Genomic DNA, 21,367 nt, shown 5'->3' with positions numbered 1-21,367 from the left:
TATTCAATTCATGGATTAATGCGTATGTAAGAGGAGATGGTGGTATACAGAAAAAGACTCTGGTATATCAAGCTATGAGCTTTTATACCAGAGTCTTTAAACTCTATTTTAAATACTGTTTACTTAGTATTTACTTTTTGATTCTTTACGTTTTCCAGAGAAATCACGGAAGCCACCGCCATTGTTACTGCTACGCTCACGTCTCTCGCCGCTGAATCCGCCTTCACGTCTTCCACCGCGATCACCGCCACGATATCCACCTTCACGTCTTCCGCCACGTTCACCACCACGGCTTCTTCCGCCACGGTCGCTACGGCCTTCACTTTTTCCTTCACCAGATACTTCGATGCGTACTTGACGACCGTTGTAATCTACGCTCTGGAATCCTTGGAATACTTTCTCAACCTCAGCATCTTGAACTTCAAAGAATGTAAATACACCCTTTAAATCAATTTTACCAATAGATTTTCCTGAAATGTTCGCATTGTTACAGATAAAGCCCAACATGTCTCCACGAGAGAATTCATCTACTGAGCCTAAGTTCATAAATAAACGCGTGTAACCTTTTGAACCTTCACGAGAACGACCATCACGTCTATCACCGCGGTCTTCACGAGAACCGTCACGCGCTTCGATATTTAAATCTGGAGCGTTTTTGTAATAATCCAAGAAACGGTTGAACTCAAGAGAAGCAAATCTTTTGATGATATCTTCTTTGGAAAGAGATTCCAAATTTTCCATAATTGCTGGCAAGAATGGGCTGATTTGTTCATCGTTCACTTCAACATTTTCAATCTTTTTAACGATCGAAAATAATTGTTTTTCGCAAACTTCAGCACCTTGAGGGACTTGCTTTTTCTCAAAAGGCTTACCAATGATCTTTTCAAGATGACGGATTTTACTCAATTCTTTCACATTAACTAACGAAAGAGAAATACCAGTTTTACCTGCACGGGCGGTACGGCCAGAGCGGTGTGTATAGTTTTCTGTTTCATCCGGTAACGAGAAGTTGATTACGTGCGTTACGTCACTAACATCAATACCACGGGCAGCTACATCTGTTGCAATCAAGAGTTGTAAGCTACGGTCACGGTAACGTTTCATTACCTTGTCACGTTGTTGTTGAGATAAGTCACCATGCAGCGAGTCTGCATTGTAACCATCTTTAATCAACGCTTCAGCAATGTCTTGCGTCTCGATTTTTGTACGACAAAATACGATACCAAAGATATCAGGATTTGAATCTACAATACGTTTGAACGCCGCATATTTATCTTTTGCTTTGATCAAATAGTAATGGTGTTCAATGTTGGCATTACCCGTATTTTTTGTACCTACAGTAAGCTCAACAGGATCGGTCATATAATTCTTTGCAATACGACGCACTTCAGAAGGCATCGTTGCCGAAAATAACCAAGTTTTTTTCTCGTCAGGGGTTTCTGACAAAATGTTGTTGATGTCTTCTTTGAAGCCCATATTGAGCATCTCGTCCGCTTCATCTAATACAACATACTTTACATTTGAGAAATCAATCGCATTTCTGCCAATGATATCCAACATACGACCTGGGGTCGCTACTACAATTTGCACTCCACGTCTAATTTGACGTAGCTGGTCTGAGATATTTGCACCTCCATATACAGCAACAACATGTACGTTGTTAACGTATTTAGCAAATTTTTCTAAATCTTTTGAGATTTGTAAACATAATTCCCGAGTAGGGCAAAGGATTAATGCCTGTGGGTGTTTTTGAGAAAAGTCTAATTGCTCTAATAATGGAAGACCAAATGCCGCGGTCTTTCCTGTGCCAGTTTGGGCTAATCCGACAAAATCGTCGTTACCAGTCAATAAAACAGGAATGGCTTTTTCCTGAATTTCAGAAGGTTTTTCGAAACCTAATTCTGAGATGGCATTAACAACTTCCTCACGGATTCCCAGTTCTAAAAATGGGTTCATGAAATATTATATACAATAGGCACTATTGCCTAAGGCGTTGCAAAGATAAGAATAAAATCGGAATAAACAAATAATTTAAATAATTGATTTTTAATGAGATTGAAAAATCTCAAATCAACGTGTGAAATTTGACCAACGGGATAGAGATAATTAAGGGTTGAAAAGTATTGTTTTCATGGTAAACTATTTTGCTTTTTTTTTGTGCGTTCTTTATTCATTTATTAATAAAAACTTAATATCCCAACCTTATTTTTGATGTTAGTATGGATCAAATACCAATTATATATCAGCAGTGGCTAAGGGCTATTAAAGAACGGGATGATACTACTGCGTACGCTGCGTTATATCAATATTGTTGGAAAGATCTTTACCAGCACGCTGCCCGGCGTATTCGCGATTCCCAGGATGTGGAAGATATTCTTCAAGAACTGTTTGTTCAATTTTGGGAAAAGCGTCATACGATCGATATCCAGATGAACCTTCCTGCTTATCTCAAGGGAATGCTCAAATATAAAATTATAGATTTTTTCAATTCCAATAAAGCAAAAGATAGCCTACTGGATCATTGGAGCAAACATATTTTTGATTATGTACAGCATCATCCCGAAGAACTTGAAACTTACCTCCTACTAGAAAAGATGCTGGAAGATGAATTGGAAATTATGCCGCATAATATGCGGCAGGTACTTTTGCTAAAGTGGGAGCATTTATCAATTCGTGAGATCGCTTTACGCGTGGGACTTTCGGAGCAAACTGTGAAAAATAACCTTACCGAAGCATCCAAAAGACTTAGAAAAGCGATAGTTGATTATCAAAACGTTCAAAATGGTAGTTTTACTCTCTTGCTAATTTTTGTTTTGGACGAAATTTCCAGGTAAATAGCAGTTGTTTGTAAGTGATTGTGGACTAAAAATCGACTTAACAATTCTTTTATAAAACATTAACCATTTATTGAAGTACGTTCTGACATTTTTGAAGACTTGTATATAAACAGCAAGTAAAAAAAGTGAAAAGAAGAATTTTTGAATCCTTAATCTATAAATACCAGCAGAATAAAGCCGATAAGGCCGAAAGGTCCTTGATTGATCACTGGTATGATACGCTCGATCGACAGGAAATCCCTGAAGGAGAGGTTGATGAGGATCGGTTGTGGAATCGAATAGAGCAATGTATTATACAGACTAAGCCTAAGAAATCAGTCATTCGGAAGCTAAGCTATTGGAGCGGAGCAGTTGCCGCTAGCATGCTGTTGTGTTTTGGTGTTTTATTTTGGAAAAAGCAGCAAGATCTGAATTTCTCCCGAAACGAATTGAATTTAAAGCCGGGGTACAGAATTTTTGAAACCGGTGCGTCACAGCGTAAACGGGTGCTTTTAGTTGATGGATCTATTGTTGTGATGAATGCGTATTCCAAAATTAAATTGGATACGGTCTCCTACGACAGGAAGGATCGCGTTGTCGAACTTCTAGCTGGAGAGGCTTATTTTGAGGTCAAGAAAGATTCCACAAAAGCTTTTATTGTGAATGCCCGACAAATACAGACCAAGGTGCTGGGGACCTCTTTTACCGTGAAAAACTATGCGGAACTGGATGATATATCGGTGTCTGTATTTACAGGTAAAGTGCAGGTCATTGCCAATAATAATCCGCTGGGTGTGCTGACCCGTGGCGAACAGATCCGTTATACCAAAAATAACCACAATAGTAATCAGGAGACTTTTGATCTGACGACACGTAATAGCTGGATGGAGGGGAGAGTTTATCTTAAGCAAAGCAGTTTTGCAGAATTGGCACTGGCGGTCAAAAATATCTATGATGTGGATATTAAAACCGACGACCAGCGCATTGCCCAACAACGGTATAGCATGCCTATATCAAAGCAGCTGTCCTGGACGTCAACCCTAGAAAGTATCAAAGCAATTCATTACAACAAATCCAGGAAGGAGGGCAGGATAGTGCATATTTACTAGTTTGGGGATAAAAAAAGAGCTGACGACGGCCATCGTCAACTCTACATGATACACCATTTAGCGATGGTATAAATAACATATACAACAACTTATAGAGATATTATATACGCATACAAAATTATGAAATTTAAGCAATACGTTACGCAAAACGATATTAAGTTTATGATAAGGACATCGTTGGTAGGTTTACTTCTTTCGATCGTGTCTGCCGAAATGCTTTTAGCTTCGGGTGCATACGGCCAGTTACTCAATAAAAAGATTACAGTTTCTTTTAGTGAATCCACTATTCCGGCGGCTTTCGAACGTTTGGAATCCCAAAATATACATATCGCTTTCGATGCAGCGAAATATAATCTGGCAAAGAAAAAGGTAAATGCCAAAATCTTTAAAAGTAATAGTGTCCGCGATGTCATGCGTTATCTGCTCAGGGAGACTGACCTGATGGCTCATGACAACGGTGTCTATATTACATTGATCGAAAAACCAGTACAGCAGAATGGGTATATTTCAGGTAAAGTTATTGATGATCGCGGTCAGCCTTTGGCCAATGCCAGCATCAAACTGATCGGGGCCAATAAATCAACCCAGAGCGGTATCGATGGGAGCTATCTTTTAAATGCTGCACCAGGAACCTACATGTTGGAAGTCAGCTACCTGTCTTACCAGACTCAACGTGTTGAGGGGGTTAAAATACAGGGCGGACAACGGACGGGGTTAAACATTGCCATGAAGACGCAGGTAAATGCGCTAGAAACGGCTATTGTCAGTGTCTCGTTTAAAAAAGCTTCCGTAGCCGGATTGTACGCGGCGCAAAAAAATGCAGCGTCGGTGACGGACGGAATATCCGCCGAACAGATTGCCCGGACACCGGACAATGATATGGGGCAGGTTTTAAAACGTGTTACCGGATTGACCACCGTCAATAACCGGAACGTCATTGTGCGGGGGATGTCCGACCGCTACAATCAGGCCATGTTGGACGGTGTGGTGATTCCGAGTACTTCGCAGAATAGACGTGATTTTTCTTTTGATATTATACCGACGGAGATGGTGAGCTCGGTGGTGGTCAATAAAACGGCAACCCCGGATGTATCCGCTGAATTTTCCGGCGGACAGGTTTCGGTGAATACGATTGATATTCCTGAAGAGAATTTTACAACAATACAAATTGGATCAGGAAGTAATAGTCAAACTTTGGGGAAAGATTTTTACCGACTTGGAGAGCGACATACAAGTGAATATTTCGGTTTCTTTGACAAATCTTCAAAAATGCCCGATGGAATAAGAACCTGGCAATGGAACAGTAGGTCTTTACTATTAGATGCGCCCCCAGGTTATATTTTGACAGACGAGGAATTAAATAATACCCCTTTAAATCCAACTGAATTTGGCGATGCTGTGAAGTACAACGATTTGGACGCTATCGCACAGTCCAAACGCTTTAACAGTGATGCCATGAAGCAATATAAATATAAAGCTTACCCTAATCAGAATATGCGTTTGTCGCTTGGTCGCTTGTATCAGTTAAATAACGGAAATCGATTCGGCTTTGCAGCTTCGGTAAACTTTAGAAACGAGCAGAATATTGTTGCTTTCAATAATACGAGGGGGTCTGCATTAATTGGAGCGCACTATATAGATAGTACTGGTATCGGAGACAATGGTGCCGGCACCTCTTATCGCTTTAACAGTAACGCTGGATTGGTTGCAAATATGGGGTATCAAGCGGATGGATTTAAAGTTTCTTTACGAAATATATATGCACGTACATACGCTAATAATTACAATGAAAGTATTCGAAAAGTATACACTGACCCTGATCCAAAAGCAAATAGGCTGACGTATCAATTACCTGAGGCGATGTCGTTGCAGCAGCATCAGTTGATCGGAGAATATCAGCTGCCCTGGCAGGTAAAAGCGGAGGGAATGTTTACCATCAATAAGATTAAACAGCAAATATTAGATGAACGAAAGCTCTCCTATAGGATAACCACCACGATAGACGATCAACCTTATTTTCAAACACCTAATTTATTGACAACTGCTGGATTTTCTAATAAAGGGGCGGTAACTGATTGGCGAATGTGGACTAGTATAGATGAAACCGATTATAATTGGAGCGCTGCATTTTCTCGGAAATTTCAACGGGGGACAGGAGTATCAACTCTTGTAAAATTAGGTTACCAGGCTTGGACCAAAAAAAGAGCGTTGGATTTGTTTAAATTTTTACCTATGACACGATCGACCTTGGTTGGCAATGTTAGCATACCTGCCCCTCCAATTGAGTCGAGTTATGATAGATTATTTTCAAATGAAAATATCGGAAATGGAGATGGACAGGCATATTATTATGCAGAAGGTCTTGGCGGTAGATATTATAATGGAGAAATGAGTTCCCATGCACTTTTTTTAATGGCTGATCAAAGGCTATGGCAAAAATTGCGATTGGTGTATGGCGTAAGGGCTGAATATTTTGATCTTAATAGTAGACAGGAAGAACTATATAAAAGAAAGTATCAAAAGGGAGATACAAATGGTGCTGAAGCCTATGAACTTGGTGTAAAAGAAAATAACTGGCGGTTTTTACCATCTATTAATGCCACATTCAGTTTAACCAATACATTCAATATTCGAGGAAGTTATGCGCGTACGGTAATTCGTCCGGATTTTAGAGAGGTAGGTATGTTTGCGATGTATGATTTTGAATTAGATGGTTATGTGTCGGGAGAACAAGTGCAGAGTACTGTGATTGATAATCTGGATATGCGTTTTGAATGGTATCCGTCTTCCGGTGAAATAATATCCCTCACGGGCTATTATAAGTATTTAGACAAACCGATAGAGCTAGTACATCGAGGAGACGATAAGCGGAATTATACTTTTGCAAATATGGAATCTGCAAGGAATTTAGGATTAGAATTAGAAATTCGAAAAAACTTTGCCTTTATAGGCGATGAAGAATGGCTAAAAGATCTATTTATATCAGCTAATGGCACGCTTCTGAAATCAAAAGTCAATGTGTTATCCCATTGGGAAACTATTGATGGCGCCACCCCCGATGGACCTAAACGTCGCCAGTCGCGTTATCCGGGTCAAGATAGACCTTTGATGGGACAATCGCCATGGCTGTTAAATCTCGGGGTTGGTTATTGGGGCGATAATTTCGGAATTACGACAAGTTATAACCATAGGGGGTACCGGACAAATATCGGGAATTTTAACCTCTCAGCAGTTGAATATGAATTGGCTCCAAAGCAGTTGGATGCACAATTTTATGCACGTTTTTTAAATAAAAAAATGGAAGTCAAACTTAATTTAGCTAATCTGCTTGATGATTGGACACGCTATTATGAAAACACTGAAGGGTTTACGACTGCCAATGATCCTCAGACAGGTAACTATGTCACCACAAAAGTAAAGGGAGATAATAAATATAATAAAGCGGATGGGGATATAATAACCTACCGTAAAAAGGATGGAAGAAGATTTAATCTTTCAGTTACTTATAATTTTTAAATAAAATACCTGCGCGAGGCAGTTTCATATCACTCCTCAATAATGTACATAAGTTCCGCGTTTGTCCACGCCGCACAACAGGGAAATAAGACAGAAAAATACAGAAAACGGGTGATTGAAAACAACTATGCAACCTTATGAAATGCTATCCCATAGGGAAGCATAGTCTAAAAAATGATCTTGTGATGGCAAAACTAGTGATTATTTAACACAAAATGAAAAAAATCTTAACAGTAGCAAGCGTATGCGCAATCGCATTGGCTTCTTGTAACAAAGACAATGTAGGACCTAATTCAGATTTGAATGCTGGTTTGCCAAACAAACCTCAGGCAACAATCCCAACAGATGCTGCCGGTATTATTACGAAGACTACGCTATCTGCGGATACCGTATGGAAAATTGATGGAGTTGCTTTCGTAAGACCGGGTGCGACATTGACGATTCAAGCGGGGACTTACATTACTTCTGGTTTAACTAAAGCTTACGATGACCAAATCACCGGAATAACACAAAATATCAAAGGTGTTTTGGTTGTGCCTAAAACAGCGAAATTAATCGCTAACGGTACTGCTTCCGCACCAATCGTATTCACTTCTCCAAATGCGGCAGGATCTCGTAACCCTGGTGATTTCGGAGGGGTCGTATTGTTGGGTAGCGCAACGACCAATCAAGCTGCCACAAGGAGAATCGAAGGGATTCCTCAACCTGTGGGTGTAGACGTTACTTATGGTGGTACCAATGCTGCAGATAATTCAGGTTCATTGAAATATGTACGCATTGAATTTGCTGGTTATAACTTAACTGCTGATAACGAGATTAACGGACTAACATTGGGCGGTGTCGGTACTGGGACTACCTTGGAAAATATTCAGGTATCTTGGGGTAAAGATGATGCGTTCGAGTTTTTTGGGGGTACTGTTAATGCGAAATACTTAGTTGCATTATCAAATGACGATGACGATTTTGATTTTGATCATGGCTACACAGGAACAATTCAATATGCGTTGTCATTAAAAGATCCTAATTCGACGAATAGCACCTCTAGTGGTAGCTCGGATTCAAATGGTCTGGAGTCTGATAACGAGGGAACAGCACCATATTCTGCTACTCCTAAAACTCGCCCAGTATTGAAAAACTTTACTTTCTTAGGTATTAAGGATGCGACTGTGGCGAATACAAAACTGAAATTTGGTAACCGTTGGAGAAGAGCGTCAGAATACGATATCCAAAACTCAATTATCGCCGGTTATTCAACAGGTGCTGCATTCGAGGGTGGTGCAACAGATACGTTTACGGGTAACGTTGTACACGCTTATACTGCAGCTTTTAGTGGTGGTACTCCTACAGGAAACCAGACAAATGTTTCAACCGATGCAACAACGTATTTGAAACTGGCGGGTGCTGGAAATATCTTTTATCCTACAACAACTTTATTTAACCCGGCTTCCTTAAGGCCGCTGTCGACTTCGCCAGCATATGGTGACGGCACGACGACTTATAAAGGTGCTTTCCATCCGACAACTGCTCCCTGGACAGCTACTTGGACTCAATTTAATCCAAAAAATTATTAATATTTATTTGTTGAGTGAGCCATTTTTATGGCTCACTTTTTTAAGTTGCTTCTATATGATAAAAAATATATTTCTATATTTTGGCGCCCTTTGGATCGGGTGTATGTTATCCTCCTGTCAAAAAGGCGAGGTGGTTCAAATGCAGGATGAAATCGCACGCATTGCTTTTAGATCCTATAGTTCTGCGTCTGTGGATGTAAAAAGAGTAACGGTAGATGGAAAAGTTGCTAATCCAAGCGATGCTAATTTTATTTTTATACGAAATAAAGATGCCGATTCTTCATTGGTCGTTGCATTTAATAACAAGGATCAGGTGGTCTTAGCGCAACGACTGCCCCTCAAATCAGGATTAAATACCTTTGGTGTTCATAGTAAAAGTCCCATTGATCCTTCCTTGGTTGTTGGACCGAACCCTTTAGGTGATGATGTAAAGCCGATTCCGGGTGTGATACAGGTAAAGATATTGAATTATAACAGGACGATTTCACCAAAAGGCGAGCCGATTCGATTGGCGGTTTATCAAGGTAAACCTGTTTATGATGAAAGTTGGGGAATGGATTTGGTCAAATATGACGAAACTCCGATCCTGACTACTGGGTTGATATCGGATAAAATCACCGAAGAATTTATCAAGATACCAATTGATCCCCTTTTTGTAGCAAAGGCGCAGGTTTTGGATAGCGATTTAAAGCCAATCCTTGTGGATGGGCAAAATGTCTATTTGTTCTTTAATTTTTCGGTAGATGTAGGTATTGTATATCTTCCTCAAAAAGAATCCGATGCTTACTTAGATGTTGATGCAGTTTCTGAAATTGGCGGTATAGGCTATAGCTTGGAGAATATCTGGTTAAGAAAATAGGAGATTTGAAGAAATACAGCGAAGTCAATAATGAGGTTATAGGTAAATCAATTAGCATAAATTCATCATGAGAGGCATCAGCGATTTAAAACATCGAAAACTATTGGCGATCTCCTTGGAAATCCAGGGAGATCTGAAGCAGGTTGTAGATTCGGAAGTCCTTTACAAATTGCGTCGGGAATTTACCAATCTTAATGAACTCTCTTCCTCTTCGCAAGTTAGCCAAAAATGGGCAGACTGGAGCTGATCTACGTATGGTCATTACCTCATTGAATTCCTGCGCACACTGATAAAACTATTGTCCGGTCTTGTCCTGTGCACTCACGTCAATAGGTATTGTCTGATAACTACTGCCCATATATTTTGGAGTTAAAATATTCATTTTTTCTGTTGCATTGGCAAAACCCTTGGCTCCTGTAGTCTTATTGCTGATTGTTCGTAGTGCTTCCCGAATCAATGGATCTCTGGAATCACCTATCGGCACCAAAGGTAAAAAGGCAAACTCATCCGTTACTTTCTGCGGAGAAATTCCATTACTGTAATTTCCTTGTCCTGCTTTATTATATATTTTATAAATCATTGGGATCAAATGCCAGGCACGTTCAGCGCCATGAATTTCCTGGGGTGTAGTTAGTGTGGTCGATGCCATATCTTTTCCATAGGTTTTATTGCCAACCTGAACAACCTCCACATACGGAGCTAATCCATTCATTAACATTTCAGACGCAGATGCCGTGTTTGGCCCTGTAAGCATATAAATTCTTTTTAAATGTAAACCTTGTTTTAAAATGTCTTTCGCTGAAAATGAATAGCCATCAGGCTGACCTTGCAGTGCTGCTGCGAAGCTGTCTTCTCTATTTTTGATGTTTCTGTTACCTTGGTATCTGGCAAAAATGTCATTTTCTTTGATATCTGCTAATAAAAGTGCACAAAATGCAGCAAAAGCAACTTGTCCGCCTGGGTTGTAACGTAAATCGACAACCAGCTCCTGGACCTGTTGTGACTTGAAATGTTGGACAACTTCCAATAGTGAATAAGCGCCACTAAAGTCAAATTGGCTTAAAAAGATATAACCTACAGTGGGGGAGGTGGAGATAAGTTTAGCTGCATAGAGGACCGGTTGCGAAATATAGGAAGAGGGCAGATTGAATAGTTTACCATCGTTCCGCTTTAATTGCATCGTTGGTAACGGTAAGGATTTGTCTAGCAGTAATTGCATATTGCCTTGGTTTATGCGCTCATTGTTGATATGGCTTATGCTGTCGCCTCGCTGGAGACCCATTAAATATCCTTCGCTAAACGGAACAACTTGAGTAACCAGTTGGATGGTTTGATCAGTGGTTTGGACTTGTACCATATCGAATCCAAAGGTGTTTGTCAAGGTATTGCCATAGGTGTCGCTGTTAAGTGTCTGTAATATGCGGGAGTAATGGTCTTCTTGAAATAGGAGATTTTTAAAAAATAGATCGGGAGCTTGCTGATGATCATTTGTTTTCCCGATTTTATCGTTCCAATAATAGTATTGTTGCATCTGCTTTAACGTCCATTGATTGATCGTTGCATTTGACCCCGGATCGTTCAGCGATGGATCCTTTTCACAGGCGGAAAGAAGTAGTGAAAAAAGGGTTAAAACAAAAACGGTTGGTTTACGCATTTTTTAAGACTTAGCTTCATAAAAATACATATAATGTATGTATTGTTGGTGTTATCTTTTTGTTGTTCAGATGTTTATTTGTTATGAACACGAGGGAGATTTCAGGTTTAGTCCGTTAATGCCATAAAAAAAGGCATCCCTGGAGAGGGATGCCTTTGGGCTATATATCGAAGAATACCGATTAATAAAGTGTAAACTCTACGCGGCGGTTTTGTTGACGACCATCAGCAGTTTTATTGGATGCGATAGGTTGGTCAGGACCGTAGCCTGTAGCTTCAATGCGAGATGCATTAGCGCCTTGTGATACAAGATATGCTTTCACCGATTCAGCTCGTTCTTTTGATAGACGCATGTTCAATTCACGGGAACCTGTATTATCGGTGTGTCCAGCTAGTTTTAGACTGAAGTTTTTCTCGATTAACAGTTCTGCAACTTTATTCAATGTAGCGTATGAAGTAGGGCGTATTGTCGATTTTCCCAAATCGAATTCCAAGTTCTTAATGGCATCAGCAACTACTTTTCGGTCAGCTTCTGTCACAACAACCTTTTCTACAACTCTAGTTTCGTTTTTCACCACAATTGGACATCCAGAACCATCTACTTGTACACCTGAAGGAGTACCCGGGCATTTGTCATATTTGTTGGCAACACCGTCACCATCATCATCCTTCAAGTCACTGTTCAAACCATCCAATTGATTTTGTAGCGCTTGGTTCTTAGCATTTAAAGCATCATTTTGTGCTTTAAGGTCATCATACTTCATGGTGTAGTCGTTGACTAATGTCGCGACAGGATTTGAATTGTTTAAAGCAGGTTTGCTACCACTACCCAATGCAAATTCTAAACCACCATGGATGTAAGTAAACAAGTCATTTTTATATTGACCGCCTTGAATGCCATCAAAGTTTTGGTTAACCCAGTTTAATTGATAACCTAGCTCGAAGTTAATACCTTTAGCGACAGCAAATTTAAATCCCATATCCAATGGTACGTAAATTTTAGAAATGCCATCCGCTTCCTGAGAAGTTGATCCAGTTGTTAAGGTAGTTTTGCTATTCATCACACCCACACCGATCGATGCATAAGGCTTGATGAAACTGTTGAAAAATCTCCAGTTGGTGTTGGCCGCTTGGAATTCTCCCGACAAGGCCGCTGACCAAGGTGTTTTAGCTTCAAAAGATTGTGTTCCATCTTTAAACGCTCCACCAGTTTTACCACCAAAGTAGCTCGCTTTGATGCCAAAAGAAGGAGAAATTTGCTTTTTAATGTAGGCACTATATCCCAAGTTCCACGCTAAATCCTCGTAGTTTGCACGGTTGAAGCCAGCAATGTTCGTTTGATTTGTCACCCCGGCACCAATACCGATGGACCATGTTCTATATTGTGCAGCTGGTCCAAATGGTGTTGTTCCTTCAATGGATGATACTTTCGCATTTTGAGCATTTGCATTAGTCGCAAATAAACCCGCTGATGCGAGCGCGAGTACGAATTGTAATTTTAGTTTCATATAATTTGTGTTTGTATAAACCGCTGCAAAAATAATAGTTTGAAAATTAAATTTGCTAAACGCTTGTAGTTGAAATATGACAATCAGATAAATAAAAAGGTGTTTTAACTTAAAAACACCTTTTTATTTATCTGATTTATTAGTTATTAATAAAGGGTGAACTCAACACGGCGGTTTTGTTGACGGCCAGCTGCATTTTTATTCGTTGCAATTGGTTGATCAGGACCATATCCGGTGGCCTCAATACGTGAAGCATTTGCGCCTTGCGATACTAAATACGCCTTTACAGCTTCTGCACGTTCTTTAGACAAACGCATGTTTAATTCGCGTGAGCCTGTATTATCGGTGTGACCAGCGAGCTTTAAGCTGAAATTCTTTTCGATTAATAATGCGGCAACTCTATTCAATGTTGCGTAAGAGCTTGAGCGAATAGTTGCTTTACCTAAATCAAACTCCAAGTTTCTGATCGCGTCAGCAACAACTTTTTTATCTGCTTCTGTAACGACAACTTTCTCTACGACTTTGGTTTCGTTTTTAACAACAATTGGACAACCCGATCCGTCCACTTGAACACCTGAAGGTGTGTCTGGGCATTTATCATATTTGTTAGCCACACCGTCGCCGTCGTCATCTTTCAGATCATTGTTAAGACCATCCAACTGTCCTTGTAATGCTTGATTTTTAGCATTCAACGCATCATTTTGAGCCTTTAAGTCATCATATTTAACCGTGTAGTCATTGACAAGGGTTGCGACAGGGTTAGAATTGTTTAAAGCAGGTTTGCTACCACTACCCAATGCAAATTCTAGGCCTGCGTGAGCATAAGTGAATAAGTCATTTTTGTATTGTTGACCCACTGGGTTAGCGGTACCCATTCTGTTGTCAAAACGTTGGTTCGCCCAATTCAATTGGTATCCGAGTTCAAAGTTGATACCTTTTGCTACGGCGAATTTAAAACCAAAATCTGCTGGTACATAAATCTTAAAATATGAGTCACCATATTCTCCTCTGTCCCCGTTAGCGATTGCAGCGGTCTCGGCGTTCATTACACCAACACCAATGGATGCGTACGGTTTAATAAAGCTGTTGAAAAATCTCCAGTTGGTATTTGCTGCTAAAAACTCGCCCGACAACGCTACAGACCAAGGTGTTTTAGTTTCAAATCCTGTTTGTTTATCGCTGTTATCGTAGCCTGATGTTTTTCCACCAAAATAAGTAGCTTTCAATCCAAAGGAAGGGGAGATTTGCTTCTTGATGTAAGCACTATAACCCAAATTCCAATCCAATTTATCGTAACCACCGTTGTTAAACTTGGCGATATTTTGCAAGCTCGTTACACCTGCTCCCACACCGATCGACCACGTTCTATATTGTGTTGCCGAGCCTAACGGTGTTGTGCCTTCAATTGATGCGTCTTTTGTGCTTTGCGCAAAGGATGCGGTGGATAAAATTCCTGCCGCAACAAGTAATCCTGATTTTTTAAGGCTAATTTTCATAATGCGTGTTTGTAAAATTATCTACTATAATACTGTTGTTAAATTAACTCACTGAACACTCTTGCAATAAATTTGCCAAAAATTATTTGGTTACTCTACACGTCCAAAGAAGTTTGGCACTTCAATTTCAAAAGCCAGATGCTTAACAATATTTTCAGTAAAAATGTTTTGAAAAAAAGTTTTCCTGCTTTTGGTAATCAAAATAACATCAATGTCTTCGTCCCGGATAATGGTATGAATACCGTTAGCAATATTCTCTCGAGAACCGGCAAAATAACTTGGGGATTTGACAATGTATGAAATGTCTTCAATGCCAGTTTCAGTAATAATCTCTTCGATCCAGTTTTCTAGTTTTTTTCCTAACACTTTGATTTCTAATTCATTTTTATTGATGTGAATCAATTGAAGATGAAAGTCTTTTCCATATAATGGAATTGCTTGTTTAAGCACTTCAAGTTCGCCAGGTTTGAAATTTGTTAACAACCCAATGGTATCTTTTTTTAGCTTTATCGCATTTTTTGGAACAGCTAAAACAGGTATTTTGGACTCTTTAATAACATCATAAGTATTACTTCCGATCAAAACAGATTCGAGCCCTGTGACTCCTTTTGTACCCATAATAATCGTTTGGTATGTCTCTTTTATCTCTTGTTTTTCCAGCGTTTCGGCCAAAATGCCGTTGTCAAATAATGTAGAAATTTTAAGTGAAGGATATTCTTGTAGAAGTTCGGCTACAAGCTTCTCCATTTTCTGATGAGCTTCCACCTCCGTAGGGTCTACTAAATGCTTCGCATTTGCAAATTTATTGCTGTGGGATGTGAACGAATGAAAGAGTGTGATCTCATTATTTGACATCGCAGCCACTTGCGCGGCATAAAATGCGGCTACTCGTGCATTTTCGGAATAATCGACAGGTATTAATAGTTTAGACATGGCTATAAGGTATTATGCTTTTGTGAAAAATATCGGGATTAACGGATGGCTAAATAATGCTTTTGCGACCGAACGCGAAAAGACACGTTCAAAGAATGATTTTCTCGATCTTGTCACTAATAGAATTTTAATCTTTTCGTTATGGATCATCTCGTTAATGACTTCTGGAACTGTATCTAGATCCTCAATATCACCTTGGATCGAATCAACTTCTATTGCAATATTGGTTACGCCGATATGTTTTTTGATCTTATATTTCCATACTTCAAGCTTATCCTCGATTCTATTTTCTGATGAGTGATCGTAGTGTACATGCATAAGTTTTAACTCAAAATCTTTACCGATAATATTGACAAAGTCTTTTACTGTATGGATCTCTTCTTCTTTAAAATTGGACAGTAGGCCGACAGTATCTATAGGTGTATAATATGCTTCGTTTGGAATGGCTAATACGGGTATTTTGGCTTTTTTGCTAATGACATACGTGGTGCTGCCAATAAGCTTACTGTCCTCATTGGTGATGCCCTTAGTGCCCATAACTAGAAAATCAAACTGATCCGGAGTAGCAAGTTCAGGTAGCGTTTCTGTAATCATACCTCGCTCGCATTGTGTCGATATTTGAAGTGTAGGATGTTGTAGCTTTATTGATTCTGCCAGATCTTTGATAAGGATATCTGCTTTAAAAATTGGAGAGTTTGCGTCATTAGGGCTGTTTTCTTCCTCGAACACCGCAGAAGCAGAGGTGTAATTGTGATAAAGGTGGAGCGCATAACCCTTTTCCAGGGATAGGTTCACCGCATAATTAACAGCATTGATAGCATGAGCCGAAAAATCTACCGGTAGTAGAATGTTTTTTTTCATTAGAAGGAATTTAATCTACAAAATCTAATCTTATTTATTTTGCACTAGGGAATGTGCTTGAAAGTATACCCAATTCCCTATTTTACTATCAAATGTAATAAAACAAATGTAATTGTGGATGACCTCAGGTCAAATAGTTTTTATCGTTTTACATGTGAAAGCTGAGAAGCTTTGCACAAATATGAATAACGAATAACACTTTTAGAATGTTATATTTAATATCAATTTGTGATTGCTGTCACCAATAAAATTGGTATGTCTTAACTGGCTGAATGTTAGCATCTGAATTTTTTGTTTGAAAAGTCAAAGTCGCACTTTTCGTTGTTTAGAGAAAACGGTCGTTTCAAGGTCAATATATGGAATTCCACATTGCATAACCTATCAATTTTGAGTAAGTTTGCACATATTTTTAGATAATTAAATGACAAGTAGAGAAATTCGTCAGGCCTTTTTGGACTTTTTTAAAAGTAAGGGGCATCAAATAGTACCATCAGCACCAGTAGTTGTAAAAAATGACCCAACTTTAATGTTTACCAATGCGGGAATGAATCAATTCAAAGATTTATTTCTGGGTGAAGCACCCATTAAATTTCCTCGCGTTGCCGATACTCAACGCTGTTTACGTGTTTCTGGAAAGCACAATGATCTGGAAGAAGTCGGCATTGACACCTATCATCACACGTTGTTTGAGATGTTAGGAAACTGGAGTTTCGGTGATTACTTTAAGAAAGAAGCGATTGCTTGGGCTTGGGAACTATTGACAGTTGTATATAAGTTAGACAAAGACCGTCTGTATGTAACTATTTTTGAAGGAGATGCCAAAGAAGGCTTGGAGCGTGATATGGAAGCTTTCAATTTCTGGAAAGAATGGATTAGCGAAGATAGAATTCTCCTTGGGAACAAGAAAGATAATTTTTGGGAAATGGGGGAGACAGGACCTTGTGGGCCTTGTTCCGAAATCCATTTTGATATGCGCAGCACAGAAGAGCGTGAACAAACTTCCGGACAGAGTTTGGTGAATGCAGACCACCCTCAAGTCATTGAGATCTGGAATCTCGTATTCATGCAATTTAATCGATTGAAAGATGGCTCGCTTCAGTCGCTACCAGCTAAACATGTTGATACTGGAATGGGCTTTGAGCGTTTGGTGCGATGCATACAGGGTAAGACTTCCAATTATGATACCGACGTATTTACACCTACTATCGATTTTATCGCTGAAAAATCAGGTATAAAATATGGTATAGATGAAAAGGCTGACATTGCCATGCGCGTAGTTTCCGATCATATCCGTGCAGTAAGTTTTGCAATTGCCGATGGCCAACTGCCATCCAACAATAAAGCAGGCTACGTGATTCGCCGTATTTTACGCCGCGCGGTACGTTATGCTTATACATTTTTAGGCTTTAAAACCCCTTTTATTAACGAAATTGTGCCTGTATTGGCGTCTCAGTTCGCAGGCGTATTTGATGAATTGATTCAACAACAGGATTTTGTACAGAAAGTGATCTTAGAAGAGGAGGTTTCGTTCCTTAGAACCTTGTCCACTGGCGTACAGCGATTTGAAAATTATGTGGAGAATAACGTTGTCATTAAGGGGGATTTTGCTTTCGAACTCTATGATACTTACGGATTCCCGATCGACTTAACGGAATTGTTAGCACGTGAAAAAGGTTTAACTGTCGATATGGAAGGTTTCAGCCAAGCACTTCAAATTCAGAAAGATCGTTCTCGTGCTGCCACAGCGATTGATACAGGTGATTGGATTGAAGTAAATGAAGATGAAGGGTTTGAATTCGTCGGCTATGATACATTAACTGCCGTTACTGAGGTTGTTAAATACCGTAAAGTTGTAGCAAAAAATAAAGAGCAATTCCAATTGGTGCTTTCAGTTAGCCCCTTTTACGCTGAGGGTGGTGGCCAAGTGGGCGATTCTGGGGAATTGATTTCGGAATCAACAGGTGAGAAGATCTATATCACAGATACTAAAAAGGAAAATGGGCTATTTGTTCACTTTACAAACAAATTGCCGCTTGAATTGAAAGGTACATTTATAGCGCAGGTTGATAAAACCAAAAGAACCGATACCGAAAACAATCACTCAGCAACCCATTTATTACATGCAGCTTTGAAACAGGTATTGGGAAATCACGTGAACCAAAAGGGATCATTGGTTAACGCCGATACTTTACGTTTTGATATCTCTCATTTTGCGAAAATGACCGACGAGGAGATTAAACTGGTAGAGGATATTGTCAATGCTAAGATTCGCGAAAATATACCCTTGAAGGAAGAACGAAATGTTCCGTACCAACAGGCCCTTAATTCGGGTGTTACAGCCCTATTTGGGGAAAAATATGGCGATTTTGTGCGTGTGATTACTTTTGAAGATCAATATTCCAAAGAACTCTGTGGGGGTACACATGTCAAAGCAACGGGTCAGATCGGGTTTTTCAAAATTGTTTCCGAATCTGCTGTCGCCGCTGGTGTCCGTCGTATCGAAGCAATTACAGGAACGCGCTCAGCATCGGTTATCCGTGAACATTTCGAATTGGTTCATCACCTGAAAGAGCTCATGAATAATCCAAAGGATTTTGTGTCTGCGTTAGGTAAAATCATCGATGAGAATGGTGCCTTGAAGAAAGAAGTCGAGAAAAGTATCACAGAAAAATCGTTAGCCTTGAAGTCTGATTTAGAAGCAAAGATCCAGCAGGTTGGACCGATTAATTTCTTGTCTACCATTGTTGATCTTCCAAATGCTGAAGCTGTGAAAACATTGGCGTATGCTTTAAAAGGTGCTGTCACTAACTTGTTTTTAGTAATAGGTGCTGAATTTGATGGTAAGCCAAGCTTGACTGTTGTTTTATCCGACGAATTGGCTAAAGAAAAAGGATTAAATGCAAGTACAATTGTTCGAGAATTAGCTAAGGATATCCAAGGAGGGGGCGGTGGTCAGCCATTCTTCGCGACAGCTGGAGGTAAAAATCCTGCGGGATTAAAGGTCGCAATTGGGCGCGCAATAGACTTCTTGAAATAAACTCACGAGCAGTTAAATAAGGCTATTAAGGATAGGTATTAACAACTAAAAATAAACGGATGAAAAAGGCAGTGTTTTTTGCGGTAGGAATTGTTGGTTTGATGATGAGTTGCCAAAATAAGGAGCAGTTTACCATTGCAGGAAATGTCGAAAATCCTGGCAATGTCAAAGTTATTTCGTTATATGAAGGGGATACAAAACTCGATTCTATGTTTTTTGGCGACAATAACAAATTTCAGTTTGTAAGACCTGCTAGCCAATCCAGATTATTATCTTTGCGGGTAGGTAAAAATCGGTATGATTTGATCGCCTCTCCTGGGGAGACCATTACTTTTAATACAGACCTTCATAAGGATGTCAATGATTACCAGGTGGAAGGTTCTGAATTGTCAAAAACGATACAGCCCTTTGCCAAAGAACGGAACTATCGCGATTATGTGCAGGATTCCTTGCAAACGGTATTTTCTAAGCTAACTTCAAACTCGACAGCAGATGAGATTGAAAAGATTCGTGCAGAATATAAAGCCAAATTTGCAGCAGTACTACGTACATATACGAAGAAAGCGGTCGATTTTTCGAATAAACACAATGATTTGGCTGGATTTTATGCCATCTCCACCTTAGATCCCGAAGTGGCCGAAAGTGAAATTATTGCTTATGCCGATAAAATAAAGGATGAATTTACGGAGAATAGGTACGTGACCCAATTTAAAGAGGAAACCCAAAAGCTAAAAAAAATGGCGATTGGGCAGCCTGCTCCTGAACTGATATCCTTTACACCATCCAATAAAGAAGTGAAGTTGTCTAGTTTTAAAGGTAAATATACATTGGTCGACTTTTGGGCTTCGTGGTGTATGCCTTGTCGTCAAGAGAACCCTAATCTTGTTCGGTTGTATAATGCCTTTCATGGTAAAGGATTTGAAATACTATCTGTTTCATTTGACGACAATCCTGGTTCATGGATGCGGGCTATCGAGGATGATAAGTTGACTTGGACACATGTATCTGATTTGAAAGCTTGGAGCTCGCCTGTTGTTATCGATTACCGGGTTAAAGCCTTGCCTACTTCCTACATCTTAGATCCGAACGGTTTTATTATAGCGAAAAATCTACGTGGAGAGGAGCTGGAGACGTTTTTGAAGAAAACAATTAAGTAATCCTTGTGTTATTGTTAAATAGCATATTACTTAATAATTTGGTAACATAGGGTTAACTGATTGTTATCATTTTGTTTATAATTTAGCAAAAAAAATAAGACAAATGAGTTCTTCGAAACAAAAGATTTTAATTGTTGATGACGAAAAGGATATCTTGGATTTAATTGCATTCAACTTAAATCGTGAAGGTTATCAGGTCTCTACAGCGCAAAATGGGGAAGAGGCGATCAACGTTGCCAAACAGGTAAATCCTGACCTGATCATTTTGGATGTGATGATGCCCAAGATGGATGGAATTGAAGCTTGTCGCATTATGCGGGCAATGCCTGAATTTAAAAGCACATTCATGGTATTTTTAACTGCTAGAAGCGAAGAGTATTCGGAAATTGCTGGATTTCACGTTGGTGCAGATGATTATATTGCAAAGCCAATTAAGCCCCGTGCTTTAATGAGTCGCATCAATGCTATCTTGAGGAGAAATGCCACTGAAGAATCGGATGCCTCTGTTCAGGATAAAATTGAAATTTCCGACTTGGTTATTGATAGGGATTCATTCTTGGTCTACAAAGGAGAACAAAAGATTGTTCTAGCGAAGAAAGAGTTTGAGTTATTATATCTATTGGCATCAAAACCAAATAAGGTGTTTACACGCGAGCAGATCTTAAAGAGTATTTGGGAAGATTCTGTTGTAGTAACCAATCGCACGATTGACGTCCATATCCGCAAGCTGCGCGAAAAGATAGGTGACGATTATGTAACCACTGTAAAAGGTGTGGGATACAAATTCGATAAAGAATAAAGGAAGAGGCTCAGGCCTCTTCTTTGTTTTTCAAATCCTTGGGAAAGAAATC

At 39.5% G+C, this 21,367-nt stretch carries 15 protein-coding genes; 9 read left to right on the top strand and 6 right to left on the bottom strand.

Annotated features, from left to right (window positions below; translation table 11 throughout):
- Nucleotides 1-123 precede the first annotated feature (123 nt).
- The gene (locus tag B3139_RS09935) at nucleotides 124-1,956 is read right to left on the bottom strand and encodes a DEAD/DEAH box helicase (RefSeq protein WP_293882439.1); all 1,833 of its coding nucleotides are present in this window, start codon (nucleotides 1,954-1,956) and stop codon (nucleotides 124-126) included.
- Between the two features lie 263 nt (nucleotides 1,957-2,219).
- On the opposite strand from B3139_RS09935, the gene B3139_RS09930 reads away from it, so the two are divergent.
- The 6 genes from B3139_RS09930 to B3139_RS09905 all read left to right on the top strand — a co-directional run bounded on the left by B3139_RS09930 (nucleotide 2,220) and on the right by B3139_RS09905 (nucleotide 10,118).
- The gene (locus B3139_RS09930; RefSeq protein ID WP_209579088.1) at nucleotides 2,220-2,834 is read left to right on the top strand and encodes an RNA polymerase sigma factor; all 615 of its coding nucleotides are present in this window, start codon (nucleotides 2,220-2,222) and stop codon (nucleotides 2,832-2,834) included.
- 128 nt (nucleotides 2,835-2,962) lie between these two features.
- Nucleotides 2,963-3,925 (top strand): FecR family protein, encoded by a 963-nt coding sequence (locus tag B3139_RS09925; protein ID WP_209579089.1) that lies wholly within the window; start codon nucleotides 2,963-2,965, stop codon nucleotides 3,923-3,925.
- Nucleotides 3,926-4,045: 120 nt separating this feature from the next.
- Nucleotides 4,046-7,441: a TonB-dependent receptor gene (locus tag B3139_RS09920; protein ID WP_293882435.1), complete on the top strand. Its 3,396-nt coding sequence runs from the start codon at nucleotides 4,046-4,048 to the stop codon at nucleotides 7,439-7,441.
- Between the two features lie 215 nt (nucleotides 7,442-7,656).
- Nucleotides 7,657-9,012: a hypothetical protein gene (locus tag B3139_RS09915; RefSeq protein WP_293882433.1), complete on the top strand. Its 1,356-nt coding sequence runs from the start codon at nucleotides 7,657-7,659 to the stop codon at nucleotides 9,010-9,012.
- A gap of 55 nt (nucleotides 9,013-9,067) precedes the next feature.
- On the top strand, nucleotides 9,068-9,871 hold the full coding sequence (locus B3139_RS09910) for a hypothetical protein (RefSeq protein WP_293882431.1): 804 nt from the start codon (nucleotides 9,068-9,070) through the stop codon (nucleotides 9,869-9,871).
- A 67-nt stretch (nucleotides 9,872-9,938) separates the two neighbouring features.
- A complete protein-coding gene (locus tag B3139_RS09905) occupies nucleotides 9,939-10,118 on the top strand; it encodes a hypothetical protein (RefSeq protein WP_209579093.1) in 180 nt (59 codons plus the stop codon).
- 48 nt (nucleotides 10,119-10,166) lie between these two features.
- Here the strand turns inward: B3139_RS09905 and B3139_RS09900 are convergent, their stop codons facing one another.
- From B3139_RS09900 to B3139_RS09880, 5 genes are all read right to left on the bottom strand, one after another.
- Nucleotides 10,167-11,525 carry a S41 family peptidase gene (locus B3139_RS09900; RefSeq protein WP_293882429.1) on the bottom strand — a complete coding sequence of 453 codons (1,359 nt, stop codon included), beginning with the start codon at nucleotides 11,523-11,525 and terminating at the stop codon, nucleotides 10,167-10,169.
- 181 nt (nucleotides 11,526-11,706) lie between these two features.
- The gene (locus B3139_RS09895; RefSeq protein ID WP_293882427.1) at nucleotides 11,707-13,032 is read right to left on the bottom strand and encodes an OmpA family protein; all 1,326 of its coding nucleotides are present in this window, start codon (nucleotides 13,030-13,032) and stop codon (nucleotides 11,707-11,709) included.
- A 146-nt stretch (nucleotides 13,033-13,178) separates the two neighbouring features.
- Entirely contained in the window at nucleotides 13,179-14,528 is a 1,350-nt protein-coding gene (locus tag B3139_RS09890; protein ID WP_293882425.1) for an OmpA family protein, read from the bottom strand.
- A 90-nt stretch (nucleotides 14,529-14,618) separates the two neighbouring features.
- On the bottom strand, nucleotides 14,619-15,461 hold the full coding sequence (locus B3139_RS09885) for a universal stress protein (protein WP_209579097.1): 843 nt from the start codon (nucleotides 15,459-15,461) through the stop codon (nucleotides 14,619-14,621).
- A gap of 12 nt (nucleotides 15,462-15,473) precedes the next feature.
- The gene (locus tag B3139_RS09880) at nucleotides 15,474-16,322 is read right to left on the bottom strand and encodes a universal stress protein (RefSeq protein WP_209579098.1); all 849 of its coding nucleotides are present in this window, start codon (nucleotides 16,320-16,322) and stop codon (nucleotides 15,474-15,476) included.
- Between the two features lie 421 nt (nucleotides 16,323-16,743).
- Between B3139_RS09880 and alaS the strand changes: the two genes are divergently transcribed.
- From alaS to B3139_RS09865, 3 genes are all read left to right on the top strand, one after another.
- Nucleotides 16,744-19,359, top strand: a complete 2,616-nt coding sequence (alaS, locus tag B3139_RS09875) for an alanine--tRNA ligase (RefSeq protein WP_293882421.1) — start codon at nucleotides 16,744-16,746, stop codon at nucleotides 19,357-19,359.
- A gap of 59 nt (nucleotides 19,360-19,418) precedes the next feature.
- Entirely contained in the window at nucleotides 19,419-20,516 is a 1,098-nt protein-coding gene (locus B3139_RS09870) for a TlpA family protein disulfide reductase (protein WP_293882419.1), read from the top strand.
- 103 nt (nucleotides 20,517-20,619) lie between these two features.
- A complete protein-coding gene (locus tag B3139_RS09865) occupies nucleotides 20,620-21,315 on the top strand; it encodes a response regulator transcription factor (RefSeq protein WP_209579101.1) in 696 nt (231 codons plus the stop codon).
- Nucleotides 21,316-21,367: the final 52 nt, after the last annotated feature.

The organism is Sphingobacterium sp. UBA1498 (genome assembly GCF_002325125.1).
Classification (GTDB): Bacteria; Bacteroidota; Bacteroidia; order Sphingobacteriales; family Sphingobacteriaceae; genus Sphingobacterium.
The sequence above is the reverse complement of the archived record's forward strand: the minus strand, read 5'-3'. Positions and strand labels throughout refer to the sequence as shown.